The organism is Dolichospermum circinale AWQC131C, assembly GCF_000426905.1.
Taxonomy (GTDB): Bacteria; Cyanobacteriota; Cyanobacteriia; order Cyanobacteriales; family Nostocaceae; genus Dolichospermum; species Dolichospermum circinale.
Window position 1 is genome coordinate 1 of the sequence record NZ_KE384590.1, and the last position, 247, is coordinate 247.

Here is a 247-nt window from a genome sequence, read left to right on the forward strand (position 1 = left end):
GAACGAACTACAACTGCGTTACAATCAGAGAATGCCCCGACGATTACGGGCATACACAGCCCTAGCAGAAGAGCGTTACAACTTAAAAGTATACCCAGTTCTCATTAATATCCTCCCCCAAAGCACTAAACAAATAATCCCCAATCGCTATGAATCAGAAATATTAGGTATAAAGGCTTATCAAGATTATCAAGTCATCAACCTGTGGGAAGTAGATGTTAACCTAGTGTTTGAGCAAAAAATATCT

General features: G+C 39.3%; 1 pseudogene. It reads left to right on the plus strand.

Features of this window, described 5'->3' with window-relative positions:
• Positions 1-247: pseudogene (locus tag ACIR131C_RS25910) on the plus strand (DUF4351 domain-containing protein); the annotation flags it as partial.